Below are 15373 nucleotides of genomic sequence, written 5' to 3'. Positions count from 1 at the left end.
AAACTAGGCCACTATGCACTGAAAGTGCAAGATTACAATAGGACAAAAAGTATGGGATAACCGAAGCTACTTTGAACGCTAATGAGAAACCAAATTAATAATTAAAGTTCTTTGTGATTTGAGATGTTTTTTCTAAATTGCCTATGCGAATTACTAATTAATATCATCATTCACTTAAACACAGAGCTAAAATCAATTAAATTTCTTTAACAATATTCCTGGTCGAGTGGTAGCCCCACATTTTCAATTTCTCTGTGAAGAGTTATTTGGTAGTTCGCAGCGACCAGGATACTTTATTTTACGGTTATGCGAACTACCAAAAGTAAAAATCAAAACACACAGCTCCCTGCTCAGGTTGCAGCTGAAACAGCCAACATGAATGTATTACCTGCAATTTGTGCAGTAAAGGCTACCTTACATCATATTGATGGCCATGTTTCTGAAATCATGATGACTTTGCCACGTTACACTGGTTGGGCAGAATTTTTAGAAGATGGACAAAATTCCATAAGGGAATATGTGTATCAACTCACCCGGCATTGGATTCGAATTACCCATTTCTTTATAGAAACCGGAACCATTACTAAAAATGGAACAATAGCCTCTTGTTTTTTGCCACGCAGATTCGATATACCACTTGGCAAATTTTATAAACCAATGGTGCCTGGTGCCTGGGTATCGGCCAATCAGCACCCGCACCATCCAAAGTGTAACCAAAAAGGATCGAGCAAAAGTTTATCAGCATTAATCGCCATTGCAAACCATAGAAACGATGTTGTTTATCATCAAACAGAACCGAATAAAATGCTTTGCGGTATTCCATTCGAAAGCAAATCGGCCTATTTTGAAAAAGGTGATATTCCTATCGGACATTTCCAAAAGAATGGAACCGAATATATGGTGATTTACAGTTATAGTGTTGATGGGAAAGGAAGTTTTGAGTGAGGAATGGTTGAACTAAATTTAAGCCCTTACGGATGGTGAGGGCTTAAAATATGCCAAAATTCAATTACCTGCTGAGCGGAACACTTAACATGTTACCTAGTAAGACATTAACGATTTAACAAATTCAAAAAGATTTCTAACGCACTACTCTTTACAAGAGTACAAAAAACTGGATTAATAAATTAACATACAATTTAATACGCAATAATCAATGTTATCAAATGACTTCTTAGAATCGGAATTAAAGAAATGGATGTCGGATGATGTTAACTCAGTTATTTATGATATGGCTAAGGCATTGTTTAAAACTGGCTGTAAAGTAATTGACTTGGCCAGAGCCAAAACAAAGTCTGAAGGTGGATTTGGTGATATTGTATGGAACCTTCGTGGATCTATCGGATGCCTTTTGGTTATCAATCATCATATCCCTGATGAGTTCATTTACTCCCCCTCTGTTTCTAAGGGCTCTGAAGGTCGGTAAAAAGGGATTGAGTTTGCCAGAGAGGTAGCCATATTGGTTGATAATGCTGATCCCGTTCTAATCATGGTTGTCGAAATGGAGTACGCCACGCTTGTACAGACAACTGATAGAAACGTAATTTGAAGTTACTCTTTGACTTGCTTTTAAAAGAGTCTTTAATGTCATAAAAACTTAAAATGGAAGTGATCAGTGCAGCAGATTTGTTTTAACAAATAAAATTAGTATGATAAAATATATTATAGCACCAGAAACGCTTTGGGATTTAATTTCCGATATAATTATTGAACGGGCTAATCTTAGTCTCAAGCAGATCGCATTTACAAAAACCTAGAAGAAAATATTAATTGGTTAGATTTTGCAAATAAGATTAATAATGTTATAAAAGATACTGTTATTTAAAAAATTCGAAATTGAAAGTTCCGAAATAATCCATTTCAATTGAATTCATTCGAATATGGGTTTTATTACTAAAATTTTCATATTCCGATTTGTCTATTCTTCTCCACTTTTCCTTTTCTTTTATAAGTGGCATCAGTTTATCGAAGTTGACAAAGGAATGTGTAACTTTCTCTGATGTATGGCTTTTTAGAATTCTATATTCCTCTGGCTTAAGATCTGATTTTAGGTATATTGTTTTCAGGTAAGTATAAGAAAAATTCAATTCAACCATATCTCGCCATTCATTATTGAATAAATTTGAGGAACAGTTCTGTAGTGGAATTCTAATTTTTATTTCTTTTCCACTTTTTACCAAATTGCCCGTTCCTCCAATACTTTCACTTAAAAATCCACCATAATCATAAATTTTTTCACCAATTTTATAAACCGCACCTTTCGAATTTACGGTTATATTTTCTCCACCAGCACAAGGTAACACTATATCAGATGTTGTAGCAAAAATCTGTTTTTTATTTATTACTGGGATGGATAGTTTATACGACCAGTCGTCATTAATGGATGTATGCGCAGATAGAAGGTCTATTCTTAGTTTTTTTGCATACTCAATTGCCTTTTTAGTAAATCCTGATCGACAGATTAAGATTCCTTTTTGTGCTTTAACATCATCTATGACTGATTTAAATTCTCCGACCACTTTGATGTCGGCCGGGTGCTTCCAGTCTTTTGCCTGTACGATTACTAAAAGCTCAATATCCGAAACGTTATATCTTATACTCAAATCAATTTGTCTGAAAGAATTCGTTTCCTCACCCCAAACATGATCATCTTGTTTTATAATGGTACTGTCGCCGAGTTCACGGTATATTTGCTCTATCAATAATTCGTATTCTTTCCCTTTTTTCAATTGATATCGTTTAAGTTTATAAAAATAGCAATATTTATATGCTTTTCGCATCTTATAAACCATTTTACCACCCTTTCCTGGCGCAAGTCCAATGTCATTAAGTTAAGCCATACGGCACAAGAAAATAATTTAACCACAGATAGGAAGGATGCACACAGATTTGAAAATCCGTGTTTATCTGTGCTCATTTGTGTTAAAAACTCTTAACTTAATGACATTGGGCGCAAGTCTTAGCCACTTGGGAACTGTTGTGGCTGACTTGGGCTTTCCAAAACTTAATAAATTAATTATTCATAATAATCATTTTATCAAAGCATAAATCAATAGAGAATAAAAAACAGGAGCCAAGATTAAAAAACTTGGACTCCAGTGAAGTACCGATTAATAGAGACTTCCCCATCAATTTAGCCAAAGAAATCAGGCAAAGAAATCAACACCAATCATCGAACGTAGTGAAACAGGTAGTTACCGTGGCGAAACGAGCATTAAACACCAGAATTCTACCCAATTGCAATTACCCCACCTTATGTTAACATTAACATAACACAACAGACATCTTTTCTCCATACATTCGCGGCGCATTGAAAAATGATCTATGTTAACGCGAACAACTAGACATTAAAATCAAAGCATGAAATTAAAAAACATCCTTACCTATTCAGGATTTATCGGCATCCTGATCCTATCCTCCTGTTCAAAAAAAACAAGCATCGGAGATGAAACACCAACAACAACACCAAAAGCGCCAATGGCTTATGCCATAACGGAGACTTTCGAATCCGGCAGCAAAGGCTCTTATACATTAGATAGTGTTCAGCTACTAACCGGCAAATGGACATTAAGCGATGCGCTGCTGGGCAATCTTGCAGCTGATGCCAGGGACGGAGCGAAGTCTGTCCGCTTAAGAACAGGTTACCTGTCCATGAACTTTGATATCGCAGGCACTCAAATGATTTACGTTTCGCATGCTAAATATGGAACAGACGCCATTTCAACCTGGCAGCTTCTGGCTTCTACCGATGGCGGTAAAACCTTCACGCAGTTAGGTACGGATATTACAGAAACCAGCACCACACTGGTGACCGATTCATTCAAAGTGGCCACAACAGGCAAAATACGCTTTCAGATCAAAAAAGCCGGTACAACCAGGATCAATATCGATGATATCATCTTTAAAGGTACAGGTGATCCGGGCATTACCGTAGGTGGAGCGGATACGGATCCTGTGGATAACGATGGCTCCACAGCAAGCCCCGGAAGAGGCACACCGGATGCAGGTGCGGACGCACCACCGGCAGGCGGCGATAATTCCAACCTACTTTTCGGCAACCCATCAGGCGCTACGGCCAACCTGGTTTCAGCAGAAAATTACCTGATCGATCAAAAATATTATACCGAGAGTTACAGCATGACCCGCGGAACACCGAACTGGGTAAGCTGGCACCTGGATCCGAACAACTTTACTGGTGCAGCAAGCAGAAAAAACGATTTCGCTTCATTTACAGGCCTGCCGGCAAATTGGTACCAGGTACAGAGCAACAGCTATTCAGATTCCGGTTTTGACAGGGGGCATAACTGTCCAAGCGGTGACCGTACAAGCTCAAATACTGCCAATTCAGCAACTTTCCTGATGACCAACATGATCCCTCAGGCGCCGAAAAACAACCAGAAAACATGGGAATCTTTTGAAAGCTATCTCCGCACCCAGGCATTGAACGGATACGAGGTTTATGTGATCATGGGAAGTTATGGCACAGGCGGCATCGGTTCGGCAAGCGCATCGGTAGTGAACACCATCAACAATGGCAAAGTAACCGTTCCGGCAAACGTATGGAAAGTGGCAGTACTTCTAAAAACGGGAGATCATGATATCAGCCGCGTGAGTAGTTCGACAAGGGTTATTGCCATCAACACACCCAACATCAACAGCACAAATCCAAGCTGGAAGAACTATATTGTGTCTGTTCGCGATATAGAAAGTACAACGGGTTATAATTTACTTTCAAATTTACCGCAGAACATACAGGATGTGGTGGAGAAAGTGAAAGATCCTGGCAACTAAAACCAATTATTAATTTAAGGATATAGCTATTATCCCTACAAAGGCGAAAGTTGCATCCCATAAACAAGCCGTATCAAAAAAAATTGATACGGCTTTTCTGTTTAATCTAGAAAACACTATTAATCAAATCAATAAATTAATTATTCTTAATAAAGCGCAAATCAATAGGAAATAAAAAAAACCGCTCCCACCATTAATCGGATGATGATTGTGGTGCGATCTGTATCAGTATTTACGATCTTTTGAAACATGGTTATCGAAGGTTTGGTTAAAGTTCGTACTTCTTATTGAAAAACCGGATTCATTTTTATTTCAAATCCCAGGGGCTATCTGTGAGATTAGATTATGTTGTCCGGATAATCTGGTCTTATTCACATGAGCGATACTAACCTTAGCTCAGCTCCTGTGCATATTGATCTATATTTACTGGTAAATAAGCCAGGCGTGGCTTTTATCTTGCTATTCTTAATGCCTGTGCAAACTCATCTGGCAACGGACTGTCTTGAATAGATTTTGCAGATGTCTCCACATCGTATTCAACTCTTCTGAACTCAACTTTAATGCTTTCGCTATTTGAGTTCGAAGAATTTTTATCTATGCTCAGTATTGCATAACACCCTCTTGGATCGCCATCTTTAGGCTTGCCAACAGAGCCCGGATTGACTACATGCCTGAAGGCTCAATCTGAAGTTGGTATGGTACGATGATATGGCTTATGTGAATGTCCAACGAAAAGCAGATCGGCATCGGCTTCTTCCATCATGTCTATCACATATTGTTCATCCGTATCGATAAGCACATACTCGTCGATACTCCTGGTACTGCCGTGCGCAAAAACAAGGTTTAATTTTTCACCGTTCAACACGTATTCCAACTTAATATGAGCCGGAAGTGTTTTCAGGTATTCCCTGTTATCCTCCCGAATCAGGTGATAGGCATATTTCTTACCCGACTCGTTCAAGCGATCAGGCCGGCTAATGATATTTTCGACCTTTTCATCGTGATTCCCTTTTAAAGTCGCAATCCCGCGTCTTCGGATCTCATCGATCACTTCATTGGGATAAATGTGGTATCCAACCAAATCCCCCAAGGCAATAGACTGCGTCTGGCTTTTGGCCGTCCATATCCTGCAACATGGCCTGAAAAGCCAGAAGGTTGGCATGGATATCTGAAAAGAGTGCGATTTTCATCGTGATAAATGTCTCTGAGTGAATTTAGTTTGTAGTTTCCTGAACTGTATAATACTTTTTCCTGAACCAAAAAGCCAGGTTTACCAGGGCGATGAGTGCAGGAACTTCAACCAAAGGCCCGATGACACCGGCAAAAGCCTGACCGGAATTGATGCCGAATACGCCAATGGCCACAGGAATGGCCAGCTCGAAATTATTCCCGGTTGCCGTAAAAGCTATGGAAGTACTTCTGGAATAATCTGCCCCGAAGTATTTGCCCGCAAAAAAGCTGATGACAAACATGATCGAAAAGTAGATCACCAGTGGTATCGCAATACGAACTACATCCATTGGTATCTGCACGATCAGGTTACCTTTCAAGCTGAACATGATGACAATGGTAAACAGCAAAGCAATCAAAGTAATGGGCGATATGAATGGCACGAACTTGTTCTGGAACCAATCTTCTCCCTTGAGCTTGATCAGTGTATACCTGCTGATGATACCCATGGCAAAAGGCAGTCCTAAGTAAATGCCCACGCTTTTCGCAATTTCACCAATGGTTATATTCACTTCAAGGCTCTTAAGTCCAAAATAAGGGGGCAATACGGTAATGAAAACGTAGGCGAAAACACTATACAACAGCACCTGGAAAATACTGTTCAGCGCAATGAGTCCGGCGGCATATTCCCGGTTGCCTTCCGCCAGTTCGTTCCATACTACTACCATAGCGATGCAGCGCGCAAGACCGATCAGAATCAGCCCCACCATGTATTCCGGGTAATCCCTTAAAAAAGTAATGGCCAGAAAAAACATCAATAGCGGGCCGATGACCCAATTTAATACCAGAGAAACGCTTAGCACCCTGGTGTCTTTGAATACTTCCCCCATCTTTTCGTATTTCACTTTGGCAAGCGGCGGGTACATCATCAGGATCAGGCCAATCGCTAGTGGAATGTTGGTTGTACCGCTTGAAAAGGAATTGATAAAGCCCGATGAGGATGGGATAAAATACCCGATACCTACACCAATCGCCATCGCTATAAAAATCCACAGCGTTAAATAACGGTCCAAAAAACCCAGTTTCTTACGTTCAGCTACCGGAGCGCAATTGTTTGCACTCATGGCTATTTGTTTAAGTACTGATTGACAAAATCCAGGGAATAGGCCTTGATCATATCGCGCACGCGCCGGAATTCATCCATTACTTCCTCAGGTGTTCCCGTAGCTTTTGCCGGGTCAGGGAAATTGTAGTGGAAACGTTCCACTTTTCCGGGAAAGAAAGGACAGGCTTCGTTGGCATTGTCACAAACGGTGATCACCGCATCAAAGTCAATCTCCTGGTATTCATCTACATGGTTAGAGGTATGCCCTGAAATATCGATATGGTCTTCAGCCATCACCTGTATGGCTTTTGGGTTAACACCATGGGTTTCAATTCCGGCACTGTAAATTTCTGCCTGATCTCCGGCAAAATGCCTCAAATAACCTTCTGCCAGCTGGCTCCTGCAACTGTTTCCTGTGCAGAGTACTAATATTTTCTTCATTTTATTGTTAATCTTGTCCTGTTATTTTACTTCTTCTTTCCATCAGCACCGTGTCCCGCCATACCCCGTCCATTTTACCGATCTTTTCCCTGTACCCTATTTTTCTAAAGCCAAGCCTTTCATGCAAGGCTATGCTCGCCACATTCTCCGGAAAAATGCCCGACTGCAATGTCCAGATGTTATCCTGCTCACTTTCGCTAATCAGCCTTTGTAAAAGCGCTGTACCAACCCCTTTAGCCCGGTGTCCTTCATGGATATAAACACTTACCTCCGCTACTCCGGCATACACGCATCTTGAAGAAACCGGAGAAAGCGCCGCCCAGCCGGCAATATCATCTTCAATGACAGCAACATATCGAAGGCTGGGCAAGTGGCCCTTGTCCCACTCTTCCCAGCTTGGCGCTGCTGTCTGAAAGGTTGCCTGCTTCGTCGCAATGCCATGCAGGTAAATAGTCCTTACCGATTCCCAATGGCCCTGTAGTAACTCGATGATCTCCATACGCTATTTAACAGCAGCCTGAACCCGGTTCACAACGCTGTCCGGCATCGGCAAGGTTCAGCATTTGTAACTTTGGTTTTTCTTGCTTCACTAACGGAGTGCAACACTCTTCACCAGTATCGGTTGTTCCGCAGCTTCCCCCGCGACCGATGGCTTTACACTGCGTAAAATCAGGCACAAGGTTAACGATCAAATTGTCGCCTTCAATGATGAATTCACCGGGATACATCTGTCTGGTATCAAACTGAGAGTTTCCAAACTCTATTTTAACTGTACCCAGCGGGTTAAGTGGTAAGGATTTTTCAACGAGCGTTACAATGGATAGCGCTTTACTTACCTGCATGGCTCTTTCGCTCTCCTGTACCAATGGCTCCCAAAGCTGTACGATGATCTCCGTCCAGGTATTCATCTTTCCTCCGCAATCAACCGATACAATCGGCGCCTGTTTAATCTCAGTAATGTGATAAGACGCATCTACCCATTTGCCTTCCGCATACTGGAATTGCAGGGTCAGCTCCGGATGTTGTTCTAATGTGGCTTTAAACGTTTGCCAATTGGTTAGTTCTGTAGTCTCCATAATATTGCAATTTAACGATTAATGTAAATAAAAAAAGGTTAACAGCAGCTGGTTTCGCCTTTATAGGAGCCTAAAAATGCGCCCAGCTGATCTTCCAGTAATTTCCAGGTCTTGGGATTGATGCAGTAGCAAACACTAACCCCTTCAATTGTACCCTGTATAATTCCAGCAGTTTTAAGTTCTTTCAAATGCTGAGAAATTGTTGCCTGCGCCAAGCCCAGCTCTCCTACCAGATCCCCGCAAATACACGTATTGGAAATGATGATCCGTTGCAGGATAGCGATACGCGCAGGATGTGCAATCGCTTTCAGCAAAGTCGAAAGCTGGTTCTGCTCATCGGTGAATATTTCTGATTTTGTAAGTCCCATAATGCATTGCAATATTACGATTAATTATTAACTATCCAAATTATCTTTGATAAAATATGATGGCTGAGTTTTGGCTGACTCAGACATTGAGTTGGACCAATAACACCACTATTCAGGGCGACAGCTTAAATGTGGAACGGATAGACATTTTTGCTGAAATGCCAGACATTACCAACACGCTATTAAAAAGTCAATGCTTAATGCGTCCTTCTGGAGATTTATTTTTCAAAACCGTCATACCTTCGGGCAGGCTAGAATTTTCAACGGCTTTTAAGATCTGTAAGTTTGTTGACAAACTGCATCTTTTTCATTAAACCAGCTGAATTATTAAAAATAAGAGCTAAAAAACTCCCAGATTTTATCACAATGAATAAATCTGGCACTAAAATGATTTAGAATGAGAATAAGCACTTTAGATGCAGAAAGACCAGACATCTTTACTGTTTTCACAGGTTTTTCAATTTCCTGAAATACGGAAAGATAGATGCCCCCCCTTTATTGAAATTTCCTAAATTAAACAGTTCTTGCAAAACTCCTAATGGAATTACAAAAATCAAAAATTTTTACATCACCAGCCGTAGATCAACCATCGTACTGAAATATCTGTAGAATTTTTAAAAGGCGGTACGACATTATAAACCAGGCTCAATTTTGCAAAGTATACTTATTTTAACATTTCAACCAGCCAATTCAAATAATCTTTGCTTAATATTTTTTTTGCGCGAATATGGTAGAATTTCGCGTGGTACCTGGATATTTTTTGACTCATCGTTCAATATAGCGTAAGCTATCTTTGAAAAAGCAATTTTCTTTTGCATTTCAAAAACCAAGCGCTTAGGTTCTGTATCCATTTTAAACTCATGGAGATATGCCGGCTCAAAAAATTTGTTTAGTATGGCACCAAGTACTAATTCGTGGCCAACAATTCCCTTTATTTTTGTAAGAAGCGGTTCAAAAAATTTCTTATAGTCTTGATGTGTAAAGTTTTCAAGATCATAACTGATGACGAAATTTATCAACAATGGAATATAATATCTGCTAAATTTCGGTTGTTTTGCAGCAGATTGCGGTATTCTTTGCATAATACTCTCTAAATCAAACACCTCTGAATACTGAGTAGAATTTATACAGCAATCAATAAAATGTTCGTACCTAAACTTGTGAGCTTCCGACAAATAGTAATTGTCGAAGCAAAATTCCTTCTTTACTTTATTTAAAAATTCTTGAGAAATTCGTGATTCAATCAAGTCTTGATCGAGGAATATGCCAATGCCCTTAAACCTCTCTATAATACCATAAAGTCTAGCAGGTGTGTCACTATACTCAATGTTTCTTATATAGGTTATGTTTTCTTGATTGATATTTTCAACTGTTTCTGTGGTAATGAGGTCGTCAAGACTATCACTTAAACCACCTTCTTTTATTACCTCAAAACCCAACTGCCCTTCAGTTAATGCACATCTGATATTAAAATCTGTTAGTCTTAATATTTCAATTTGTAACTGACGAAGGAACGTTATTAAGTTCTTTAAAGATATTGACTGTATATAGCAATAATCTCTAAAGTTATAAACAAAAATATTGCCTACTTCTTGCGGTGGATATAATTGGGCGCACTGGTTAACTTTATATTTAAAATCAGTTACTTCCTTAGTGAAGGCATCAGTGTTGTATTCTGCTAATTCTTTTATGCCTAATAGCTCAATTATACCTGAAAATGCCATACTAATAAATTTTAATGTTATACAATTTAAATAAATGAACGCATTTTTTTATACCTAATGCTAAAGTACCAGGAAGAAAAGCCCACATATAAAGCTTATAATGCTTTCCGCCAAATGTTGCCCTAATCATATCTTCCTGTTTCCTATTTTGTGGTTTCTTGACTAAAACCGCAAACACATAATTCTGGTGGTTAAGAGCGCGGATATGAGAGCGTAGTTTAGCCTCTGAAATTTGTTTGCCCCACTTCCTTTGTGCCTTAATCCTTCTAAACAATTCATCTTCTGTTACCGGCTCCCCATTTAGCGAGGTTAAATCATCAGCTTCTGTTACAACAGATGTCGTGGATTTAGGTTCTGCTAAAGGGCTTGGTCCTTCAAGATAAAATTCTTCCCATATAGCGAGGTATTTTTTGATGTCGAAGTGTGCATTATCAACGTCTATCGATGGTCTCGCTAAAAATGCAAATGACAGGTATGAAATACCCTTCGGAATATCTTTTCCGTAAAACTTTAAATCTTTACCATATTTTAATACAAAGGTTACTTTCTGAAATGAAAAGTCTTTCTTTTGCATTAAAGATAAAAAACGACTTGTTTGAAAATAATTCGAGTAAAAAACAGAGATATCAATAGATACGTCAGTTACAATGTTCGTTAAAGCATTGATCGCATATTTTGGGTTATAATAAGTAATTTCAATTAACAAATCGAATCCATTGCCAGAAGTTATATTTATCGAATTTTTATCACCCTTTTCAGTTGTGATTGCCAGAATATGAGAGTTATTTATACCAATATCTACTAGTGCCGCATCTGCTTTTTGGATAAAATGATTAGACAGATCTGTTAAAATTCTTATATCGCTATTTAGCAACTCATTTACTCCTTTTTTGCTTGCTCTTTGCAGGTCATCAGTAGATCTACGCGTAAGGTCCCACTTGACATGTGGAAATATGTTGTTAAAATATCTAGCGAAATTGCTGAGCATTAATTCTAGACCCTCGACAAATTCTTTGTGATGTGAACTATTGGCATGGCTTTCTGCAACTTGCTTTAAACCAATATCAGTTGACTTTAAATCTTGAATTATAAACGAAATTCTATTGATCAGATCAGAAGTATCAAAACTATTAAGTTTCGGATTCGTCAGAGCAACTTTGCTTTTAAATAGAAAACCAGATGAAATTGCCTGTTTAGTGATTGCGGAAGGAATCAAACTTATCATTGTTGCTAATGAATCAAGGTGTTGATCATCAGTAATTTGTTGTGCCTGAATACCGACCGCTTTTCCACTCTTAATATTTAAAACAACTCCGCCGCTCATGCCACCAAGTTTCCTGCTACCCGCAAGAGAAAGATGGGCCCAACGCCAATTACCCGATCCAATCGGCTCCATAAATTCTCCAACAACGGTTGTTATCAAACCCGGACGAAAATTTTCTCTATACCCACGTAATTCAAATTTTTCACCCTTATGAAACCAAGAATTATCAATAGGTATAAAATCAAATCTCTTAAAAGGATTTTCCGATTTAATCCTTAAAATACCATAGTCTAAACCTTTGTTAAGGTCATATGTAAATTCGACAAGCTCCGCTTCAAAAAGGGTATCATTTTGAAAAATAATTTGGAAAATATCGCCAAGTCTGGAATGGTTTTCATCAAAAGAATGGCCTGCTGTTATAAGGTGACCGTCATCTGTGAAGATCCATGCAGTAATAAATTTTTCCGGTTCGTTTAATTGCGAGGGTAAAACTAGTTTACCAATGAGACTGTTCATTATTGTTTTAGTATTATATAGTTAATTATGCATTTGGAACAATAAAACCCATTTTTACACATGTAATGTCCAAAATCATTGGACTGATGAGAGCTAGTTGATAAAACTAAATTAACACAATTTTTGTGTTGATATCAAATTGTTGATAAATTTAAGTTACTAACAGTCAATCATTTCCAAAAATTTATTTAACTGATCAAATAAGATTACAACATCTATGTTTTTGTGTGCATTCTTCATACATTTACAAATGGCATGAGAATAAATGAATAAAAAACCTATCTAATAATTATACATATGGCCGACATTGTCTCAATTTTAGCGGAGCAAATATCTAGAGTTTTATTAGATCAACAATTCAACCCCAATTCATCAGTACCAAATTCCGACATAGCACCAACAAGTTCCGGTAAATCGAAACAAATCAATCTCGAAGCAAGCGGACGAATAGTGGCGGAAGATTTGATCAGGGAGGCCTTGGCATCTGGTCTTCAGCTTAGTGTATTAAAATTTAAAGACAGATCATTAACTGGAGGAAACACAGCAGAATTCGTTGGTGAAATCACATTAAGTGTTCCATTTGTATTGAAAGTAGACTCCAATACGAAAAAATTATCTGAGGAAGCTAAAGTCATCAGAACCATAAAAAATAATTTAGATTTACCAGTTCAATACAGGCAGTCATGGCCAGAAATATATGCAATAAGGTACGAAGCACCTTATGCTTACCTTATGGAATACTTCCACCCTTCGGATGGCTGGGTATCGATGGAAAATTTAATGTATGACAAGAAATTTGGAAAAACAGGCGATGTTATCTTTATCCGTAAATGCGTCGAAAGGTTTCTGAGCATTTCATTTATCGGTGCTAGGAGTTCAATCAATAATCGACTTATACCTAATATAAACCAAGACTACATATCGCGGATCAAGGAACGCCTAACTATGGCATCAAACAAAGATAACCGATTCAGATCGGTCAGATTAATAATCAACAACGTAGAATATAATCCATGGAGATATTACTTAGATTTAATTGAATCTTCTCAAACTAAACTTCAATTGATACATCCACCTTTCAGCACGATAGTTCATGGCGATCCAAATCCAGGCAATATACTATTAAACCTTAATAGTTCAGATTTGGATCTAAAGATGATTGATCCAAAAGACTGGTTAACGGGAGATTATCTTTTCGACTTATGCAAACTGACACACTTTATATCGGTAACCGGACCTGTTGAACATCCTATAAATGATACTCCAAAAGTATTGATCAGTGATATTGAGGGTGGTTATTCGTTTGATTATAAGACTGACTACCAGCATTGGACGAATGAAATTGTCAGCGTCTGTCTTGGCGAGGCTGAAAAATTTGCTAACCAAAACGGTGACGAAAATTGGGAGATAAGATATCAGCTTGGGATGGCGTCAAACTTATTAGGGTTACCTATTGGAAGATTGCAAAAAATAAATAGATTAGAATCTGCAGCGATATGTTATGCAGAAGGAATTATTTGGTTAGATCGTTTTTGCAAGAGTTTACAAGAATTAAAAAATGAAAACTAGACAGATAACGACAGAAATCACACCTAAGGAACTAGAGTTCTATCGTAACTGGGTCTTACATAATATCGCCGATGCAAAAATGGACATCGATCGACGTGGATATCAACTCATCCAATGGCCTGCTACAATTTGGAATAGCCAGGAAAAGCCTAATGAACTATCCCTCGAACATGAAGCAAGGCTCAAGCCATCTAACGACAAAGGACTTTCGAGATTAAGAAATAAGCTTTATCGATTAGAGGGAAAAGTCTTAGATGATCTTATTCTTTCAAAAGAACCTAACCTTAATAACTTGATATTGAGACGTTATCTACGTCCTTCTGGTTTCCAAAGTATAGATCATTATTTCGATTTCGATGATTTAACGTTTACCAAGAAAATGTTCACGATAAGACAACGAATTAAAACCAGTCCATTCATGACCTGGTCGGCAACCACGTCAGAACTATTTGCAATTAATTTAGAAATGCCATTTATGATTTACAAAAACAGCAAGATATCTATCAGACTGGAATTTAATTGGTTAGGCGAAATCTCACGATGTTGGAATGAAGCTTTCATAGAATATGAAGACAATACCGTCTCAAAAAGTCCGTTCAACATTCTTTGGCAAAACAATCTTATTTTTCCGGGAAATTTACAACCAGTTATCGAACATACTACCTTCCGAGAAAAGTTTGGAGTTTACAAAAAAGATGGAGAAGATTACCGTGAAGTATTCGTCATAAATATAGATCAGGTAGTTGCACAATCACTATCATCTAAGCGATTCGGGACTTACGTTGATGTAGATATTTCCTCAGTGAATTTAATCGAAAATGATATTATCACGGATTTAGAGATGTTTGTCAATGCATTTTCTTCAGAATTCGATTTAAAATTAAATGACGAAACTAAGGTGTATCGGGACGCTAGTATTCTTGAAATGATCTAGCATAAAATCTAAAAATTTACAGTTTTAGCTTTCCCATTTGATGTTAATACAAGATATTATGGGTTTATGTCCGGGACAATTCAAAAAGATTCCGGCAAATTGTGGAATTTTCATTAACCACTTTTAATAGTGGTGAAATGAATCACGACTTGAAATATACACATATATCTGATTAATATTACTCCAAAAAATAGTATCCTTATGTGTAAAGGGTTAAATATCATCGGGACTGCGATAGAGAACAAGACATTTGCTTATCAGCCAATCAATAAAGGTTGTTAAGGATAAAATCTTCAAACTTGAGGAACGCTATATGGACAATGAAATTGAAACATCACTTACAAGACTTGGTTCAAAAAACTTAAAGAAAAGGCAGCTATTGAATTGACCATGCAATCAAGGGATAAGAAAAACG

At 38.2% G+C, this 15373-nt stretch carries 15 protein-coding genes; 6 read left to right on the top strand and 9 right to left on the bottom strand.

Translation table 11 applies throughout. From position 1 onward, the window contains the following. The first annotated feature begins 306 nt into the window (after positions 1-306). Complete coding sequence (locus BCL90_RS04515; RefSeq protein WP_121282817.1) at positions 307-945, top strand: hypothetical protein; 639 nt, start codon at positions 307-309, stop codon at positions 943-945. 211 nt (positions 946-1156) lie between these two features. Beyond that, positions 1157-1426 (top strand): hypothetical protein, encoded by a 270-nt coding sequence (locus BCL90_RS04510; RefSeq protein ID WP_121282816.1) that lies wholly within the window; start codon positions 1157-1159, stop codon positions 1424-1426. Positions 1427-1817: 391 nt separating this feature from the next. Here BCL90_RS04510 and BCL90_RS04505 read toward each other — a convergent pair whose 3' ends face one another. Next, complete coding sequence (locus tag BCL90_RS04505; RefSeq protein WP_166792168.1) at positions 1818-2729, bottom strand: restriction endonuclease; 912 nt, start codon at positions 2727-2729, stop codon at positions 1818-1820. A gap of 631 nt (positions 2730-3360) precedes the next feature. Here BCL90_RS04505 and BCL90_RS04500 point away from each other — a divergent pair. After that, positions 3361-4791 carry a DNA/RNA non-specific endonuclease gene (locus tag BCL90_RS04500; RefSeq protein ID WP_244095049.1) on the top strand — a complete coding sequence of 477 codons (1431 nt, stop codon included), beginning with the start codon at positions 3361-3363 and terminating at the stop codon, positions 4789-4791. Between the two features lie 679 nt (positions 4792-5470). Here BCL90_RS04500 and BCL90_RS26000 read toward each other — a convergent pair. From BCL90_RS26000 to BCL90_RS04470, 6 genes are read right to left on the bottom strand one after another with little or no spacing between them, the layout of a single operon-like run. Then, positions 5471-5953 carry a metallophosphoesterase family protein gene (locus BCL90_RS26000; RefSeq protein WP_394341695.1) on the bottom strand — a complete coding sequence of 161 codons (483 nt, stop codon included), beginning with the start codon at positions 5951-5953 and terminating at the stop codon, positions 5471-5473. Between the two features lie 52 nt (positions 5954-6005). Continuing rightward, positions 6006-7085, bottom strand: a complete 1080-nt coding sequence (arsB, locus tag BCL90_RS04490; protein WP_121282814.1) for an ACR3 family arsenite efflux transporter — start codon at positions 7083-7085, stop codon at positions 6006-6008. 2 nt (positions 7086-7087) lie between these two features. After that, positions 7088-7507, bottom strand: coding sequence for an arsenate reductase ArsC (locus tag BCL90_RS04485; RefSeq protein WP_121282813.1), 420 nt, complete (start codon positions 7505-7507; stop codon positions 7088-7090). Between the two features lie 7 nt (positions 7508-7514). Further along, on the bottom strand, positions 7515-8006 hold the full coding sequence (locus tag BCL90_RS04480) for a GNAT family N-acetyltransferase (RefSeq protein ID WP_121282812.1): 492 nt from the start codon (positions 8004-8006) through the stop codon (positions 7515-7517). Positions 8007-8013: 7 nt separating this feature from the next. Beyond that, positions 8014-8583, bottom strand: a complete 570-nt coding sequence (locus tag BCL90_RS04475; RefSeq protein WP_121282811.1) for a DUF6428 family protein — start codon at positions 8581-8583, stop codon at positions 8014-8016. Positions 8584-8621: 38 nt separating this feature from the next. Next, complete coding sequence (locus BCL90_RS04470) at positions 8622-8951, bottom strand: ArsR/SmtB family transcription factor (RefSeq protein WP_121282810.1); 330 nt, start codon at positions 8949-8951, stop codon at positions 8622-8624. A gap of 56 nt (positions 8952-9007) precedes the next feature. Between BCL90_RS04470 and BCL90_RS04465 the strand changes: the two genes are divergently transcribed. After that, entirely contained in the window at positions 9008-9265 is a 258-nt protein-coding gene (locus BCL90_RS04465; RefSeq protein WP_121282809.1) for a hypothetical protein, read from the top strand. A gap of 363 nt (positions 9266-9628) precedes the next feature. Here the strand turns inward: BCL90_RS04465 and BCL90_RS04460 are convergent, their stop codons facing one another. Together BCL90_RS04460 and BCL90_RS04455 are read right to left on the bottom strand one after the other, a co-directional pair. Then, on the bottom strand, positions 9629-10675 hold the full coding sequence (locus tag BCL90_RS04460) for a hypothetical protein (RefSeq protein ID WP_121282808.1): 1047 nt from the start codon (positions 10673-10675) through the stop codon (positions 9629-9631). A 1-nt stretch (position 10676) separates the two neighbouring features. After that, entirely contained in the window at positions 10677-12455 is a 1779-nt protein-coding gene (locus BCL90_RS04455) for a S1 family peptidase (protein ID WP_121282807.1), read from the bottom strand. Between the two features lie 297 nt (positions 12456-12752). On the opposite strand from BCL90_RS04455, the gene BCL90_RS04450 reads away from it, so the two are divergent. Both BCL90_RS04450 and BCL90_RS04445 read left to right on the top strand, forming a co-directional pair. After that, complete coding sequence (locus tag BCL90_RS04450) at positions 12753-14024, top strand: phosphotransferase (protein ID WP_121282806.1); 1272 nt, start codon at positions 12753-12755, stop codon at positions 14022-14024. Next, a complete protein-coding gene (locus BCL90_RS04445; protein ID WP_121282805.1) occupies positions 14014-14958 on the top strand; it encodes a hypothetical protein in 945 nt (314 codons plus the stop codon). Before BCL90_RS04450 ends, BCL90_RS04445 begins: the two co-directional genes overlap by 11 nt. Positions 14959-15373: the final 415 nt, after the last annotated feature.

Source organism: Pedobacter alluvionis, assembly GCF_003664035.1.
GTDB lineage: Bacteria > Bacteroidota > Bacteroidia > Sphingobacteriales > Sphingobacteriaceae > Pedobacter > Pedobacter alluvionis.
Note: the sequence above shows the minus strand (reverse complement) of the source record. Positions and strands in the feature narration are given on the sequence as shown.

What these genes read in the sequence shown, in the direction of transcription:
- BCL90_RS04515 (WP_121282817.1), top strand. Translation starts at nt 307, where the DNA reads ATGCGAACTACCAAAAGTAAAAATCAAAACACACAGCTCCCTGCTCAG.
- BCL90_RS04510 (WP_121282816.1), top strand. Translation starts at nt 1,157, where the DNA reads ATGTTATCAAATGACTTCTTAGAATCGGAATTAAAGAAATGGATGTCG.
- BCL90_RS04500 (WP_244095049.1), top strand. Translation starts at nt 3,361, where the DNA reads ATGAAATTAAAAAACATCCTTACCTATTCAGGATTTATCGGCATCCTG.
- BCL90_RS26000 (WP_394341695.1), bottom strand. Translation starts at nt 5,953, where the DNA reads ATGCCAACCTTCTGGCTTTTCAGGCCATGTTGCAGGATATGGACGGCC.
- arsB (WP_121282814.1), bottom strand. Translation starts at nt 7,085, where the DNA reads ATGAGTGCAAACAATTGCGCTCCGGTAGCTGAACGTAAGAAACTGGGT.
- BCL90_RS04485 (WP_121282813.1), bottom strand. Translation starts at nt 7,507, where the DNA reads ATGAAGAAAATATTAGTACTCTGCACAGGAAACAGTTGCAGGAGCCAG.
- BCL90_RS04480 (WP_121282812.1), bottom strand. Translation starts at nt 8,006, where the DNA reads ATGGAGATCATCGAGTTACTACAGGGCCATTGGGAATCGGTAAGGACT.
- BCL90_RS04475 (WP_121282811.1), bottom strand. Translation starts at nt 8,583, where the DNA reads ATGGAGACTACAGAACTAACCAATTGGCAAACGTTTAAAGCCACATTA.
- BCL90_RS04470 (WP_121282810.1), bottom strand. Translation starts at nt 8,951, where the DNA reads ATGGGACTTACAAAATCAGAAATATTCACCGATGAGCAGAACCAGCTT.
- BCL90_RS04465 (WP_121282809.1), top strand. Translation starts at nt 9,008, where the DNA reads ATGATGGCTGAGTTTTGGCTGACTCAGACATTGAGTTGGACCAATAAC.
- BCL90_RS04460 (WP_121282808.1), bottom strand. Translation starts at nt 10,675, where the DNA reads ATGGCATTTTCAGGTATAATTGAGCTATTAGGCATAAAAGAATTAGCA.
- BCL90_RS04455 (WP_121282807.1), bottom strand. Translation starts at nt 12,455, where the DNA reads ATGAACAGTCTCATTGGTAAACTAGTTTTACCCTCGCAATTAAACGAA.
- BCL90_RS04450 (WP_121282806.1), top strand. Translation starts at nt 12,753, where the DNA reads ATGGCCGACATTGTCTCAATTTTAGCGGAGCAAATATCTAGAGTTTTA.
- BCL90_RS04445 (WP_121282805.1), top strand. Translation starts at nt 14,014, where the DNA reads ATGAAAACTAGACAGATAACGACAGAAATCACACCTAAGGAACTAGAG.